Annotated in this window: 3 protein-coding genes; 2 read left to right on the plus strand and 1 reads right to left on the minus strand. The window is 71.6% G+C overall.

What is annotated here, in order from left to right:
* Window positions 1-45 precede the first annotated feature (45 nt).
* Both radA and disA read left to right on the plus strand, forming a co-directional pair.
* Entirely contained in the window at window positions 46-1,455 is a 1,410-nt protein-coding gene (gene radA / locus AOK23_RS41480; protein WP_055717568.1) for a DNA repair protein RadA, read from the plus strand.
* Window positions 1,456-1,536: 81 nt separating this feature from the next.
* The gene (gene disA, locus AOK23_RS41485) at window positions 1,537-2,661 is read left to right on the plus strand and encodes a DNA integrity scanning diadenylate cyclase DisA (protein ID WP_055542252.1); all 1,125 of its coding nucleotides are present in this window, start codon (window positions 1,537-1,539) and stop codon (window positions 2,659-2,661) included.
* A gap of 110 nt (window positions 2,662-2,771) precedes the next feature.
* On the opposite strand, the gene AOK23_RS41490 is transcribed toward disA, so the two are convergent.
* The gene (locus AOK23_RS41490; RefSeq protein WP_055717569.1) at window positions 2,772-3,611 is read right to left on the minus strand and encodes a hypothetical protein; all 840 of its coding nucleotides are present in this window, start codon (window positions 3,609-3,611) and stop codon (window positions 2,772-2,774) included.
* Window positions 3,612-3,869 lie beyond the last annotated feature (258 nt).

A 3,869-nucleotide genomic window follows, 5' to 3' on the forward strand; every position in this document is an offset into this window, starting at 1 on the left:
CCCCGGCCCCCCTCCGTTGTCAGTGCCCTCCGCTACGGTTCGTGCATGGCTGCCCGTACCAAGTCCACGAAGGATCGCCCCTCCTACCGCTGCACGGAATGCGGCTGGCAGACGGCGAAGTGGCTGGGCCGCTGCCCCGAGTGCCAGGCGTGGGGCACGGTCGAGGAGTACGGCACCCCCGCGGTCCGCACCACCGCCCCCGGCCGGGTCACGACCTCCGCCCTCCCCATCGGCCAGGTGGACGGCCGCCAGGCCACCGCCCGCCCCACCGGCGTCCCCGAGCTGGACCGCGTCCTCGGCGGCGGCCTCGTCCCCGGCGCGGTCGTCCTCGTCGCCGGTGAACCCGGCGTCGGCAAGTCCACCCTCCTCCTCGACGTGGCGGCGAAGGCGGCCAGCGCCGAGCACCCCACGCTCTACGTCACCGGTGAGGAGTCCGCGAGCCAGGTCCGCCTCCGGGCCGACCGTATCGACGCTCTCCACGACCATCTGTACCTCGCCGCCGAGACCGACCTGGCCGCCGTCCTCGGCCACTTGGACGCCGTCAAGCCCGGTCTGCTCATCCTCGACTCGGTGCAGACGGTCGCCTCCCCGGAGATCGACGGCGCCCCCGGCGGCATGGCCCAGGTCCGCGAGGTCGCGGGTGCGCTGATCCGTGCCTCGAAGGAACGCGGCATGGCGACCCTGCTCGTGGGCCACGTCACCAAGGACGGCGCGATCGCGGGCCCCCGCCTCCTGGAGCACCTGGTCGACGTCGTGCTGCATTTCGAGGGCGACCGCCATGCCCGCCTCCGCCTCGTACGCGGCGTCAAGAACCGCTACGGCGCCACGGACGAGGTCGGCTGCTTCGAGCTGCACGACGAGGGCATCACCGGCCTCGCCGACCCCAGTGGTCTCTTCCTCACCCGCCGCGACGAGCCGGTGCCCGGCACCTGCCTCACCGTCACCCTGGAGGGCCGCCGGCCCCTCGTCGCCGAAGTGCAGTCGCTCACGGTCGACTCCCAGCTCCCCTCCCCCCGCCGCACCACGTCCGGCCTGGAGACCTCGCGTGTCTCGATGGTCCTGGCGGTCCTGGAGCAGCGCGGTCGGATCGCAGCTCTGGGCAAAAGGGACATCTACTCCGCGACGGTGGGCGGCGTGAAGCTGTCCGAGCCCGCCGCGGACCTGGCGATCGCGCTCGCCCTGGCGTCCGCGGCGAGCGACACCCCGCTGCCCAAGAACCTCGTGGCGATCGGCGAAGTGGGCCTCGCCGGCGAGGTCAGAAGGGTCACCGGTGTGCAGCGCCGCCTCGCGGAGGCGCACCGCCTCGGCTTCACGCACGCGCTCGTTCCGTCCGATCCCGGCAAGGTTCCTCCCGGTATGAAGGTGCTGGAAGTGGCGGACATGGGGGACGCGCTGCGGGTACTGCCCCGATCCCGTCGTCGAGACGCCCCACGGGACGACGAGGACCGCCGGTAGACTTTGCCCAGGTCTCGCCCGTCCGTACGAACCACGTGTGCGAAACGGGAGCGCCCCAGAACCTGCGACCGGAGGAGTGCAGTGGCAGCCAACGACCGGGCAGCAGCTCCCGGAAAGTCCGGTGGGAGCTCCGGTGCCGATGGCCTGATGCGCGCCTCACTGAGCGCCGTGGCCCCGGGCACGGCCCTGCGCGACGGGCTTGAGCGGATTCTCCGCGGCAACACCGGCGGACTCATCGTGCTCGGCTTCGACAAGACCGTCGAGCCGATGTGCACCGGTGGTTTCGTCCTGGATGTCGAGTTCACGGCCACGCGGCTGCGTGAGCTGTGCAAGCTGGACGGCGGCATCGTCCTCTCCTCGGACCTGTCGAAGATCCTGCGGGCGGGTGTCCAACTGGTCCCGGACCCGACGATCCCGACGGAGGAGACCGGCACCCGGCACCGCACCGCGGACCGCGTGAGCAAACAGGTCGGGTACCCGGTGGTCTCCGTCTCCCAGTCGATGCGCCTGATCGCGCTGTACGTCGACGGGCAGCGCCGTGTCCTGGAGGACTCGGCGGCGATCCTCTCCCGCGCCAACCAGGCCCTCGCGACCCTGGAGCGGTACAAGCTCCGCCTGGACGAGGTCGCGGGAACGTTGTCAGCGCTGGAGATCGAGGACCTGGTGACGGTCCGGGACGTCTCGGCGGTGGCGCAGCGTCTGGAGATGGTCCGGCGCATCGCCACCGAGATCGCCGAGTACGTCGTCGAGCTGGGTACGGACGGCCGCCTTCTGGCCCTCCAGCTGGACGAGCTCATCGCGGGTGTGGAGCCGGAGCGCGAGCTGGTGGTCCGGGACTATGTCCCCGAGCCCACGGCCAAACGTTCCCGTACGGTCGACGAGGCGCTGTCCGAGCTGGACGCCCTCTCCCACGCGGAGCTCCTCGAACTGCCCACGGTGGCACGGGCCCTGGGCTACACCGGCTCCCCCGAGGGCATGGACTCGGCGGTCTCCCCACGCGGCTTCCGCCTCCTGGCGAAGGTCCCCCGCCTGCCCGGCGCCATCATCGACCGCCTTGTGGAGCACTTCGGCGGCCTGCAGAAGCTGCTCGCAGCGAGCGTCGACGACCTCCAGACGGTCGACGGCGTCGGCGAGGCCCGCGCCCGCAGCGTCCGCGAGGGCCTGTCGCGCCTGGCGGAGTCCTCGATCCTGGAGCGCTACGTCTAGCCTCCGGCGGTCAGCCGAACCAACGCCTCACGCCCCCTGACCGATCGCGGCCACGCGCGCCCCGCTCCGAGGGCCGCCCGCCGGGAGGCCGGCGCGCTCGCCCCGGAGGGTCAGTCCTTCTTCAGGACGAAGGACGTCCGGTCCTTCGTCAGGCCGGGGGCCTTCGCCTCGATGAGGTACGTGCCGGGCTTGGCCGAACCGGCGGACGGGGTGGCGCAGTTGGGGGCGCTGGGGTCCCGGTTCCACTGGACGGTGTAGGTGACCTGGTCGCCGGCCGGGACCCGGAACAGCAGGCTCCCGGCGGTCTCGTGGCAGTCGTCGGAGGACCAGAACGCGTCGTCGGCCCCGGTCGCCGTGATCGTCACGATCGTGTGGTCCGGCCCGAGGTCGAGCTTGCAGTCGCTGCCCGATGAGTTGCGGGCGACCAACTCGAACGTGGGGTCCGTACCGGGCGCGTAGGCGTTGCGCACACTGCGGATGCTCAACTTCACCGCCGAGGACGTGCAGTTGGGCAGGCTGGACCCCGCCGGAACCTGCTCGCCGGAGGTGCTCCCCCCACCGCTCCCGGTGCCGCCGCTGGACGAGCCGCCCCCGGCGGCGCTCGAACCGCCGTCGCCACCGCCGGACCCGGAGCCCGAGCCCGAACCGGAGCCGGAGTCCGAGCCGGATCCGGAGCTGTCGCCCCCGGAGCCGGACTCGTCACCCGTCTCGTCACGGCCGCCCGGCGCCTGGCTGATCGCCGGGCCGGAGCCGGAGGGCCCGGGGGTGATGGAGGGCGCGGGGTTCTTGCCGTTGGAGTCGCCCGCACCGTTCTTGCCGTTGCCGCCACCACTGGTGACGACCCATACGATCAGGAGGGCGAGCACGCCGAGGACGGCCGCCATGACGGCCCTCCGTCGCCAGTAGATGGTGGAGGGAAGCGGCCCGACCGGATTGCGCAGAGATCCCACGGCGCAAACTGTACGAGAGATCAGGCACTTAACCGGCCCCACCCGCCGCCCTGAACCGCAACTTTTCCGGATCATCATCCTGGTAGGCCCGACTCACCACCTGAGCAGGGAAGTTACCGATCGCGGTCAGTAACCATCAAGACGAAACGGACACCGTCCGTGATCACGGCGATCGGGTGCGCGAAAGGTCAACTCCCCTGTCCCCCGCATATGTTCACCGGACCGGTGCACGACTCCCCCAAGCCGACCGCCGACACC

The sequence above is a fragment of the Streptomyces torulosus genome (assembly GCF_001419765.1).
Taxonomy (GTDB): domain Bacteria; phylum Actinomycetota; class Actinomycetes; order Streptomycetales; family Streptomycetaceae; genus Streptomyces; species Streptomyces torulosus.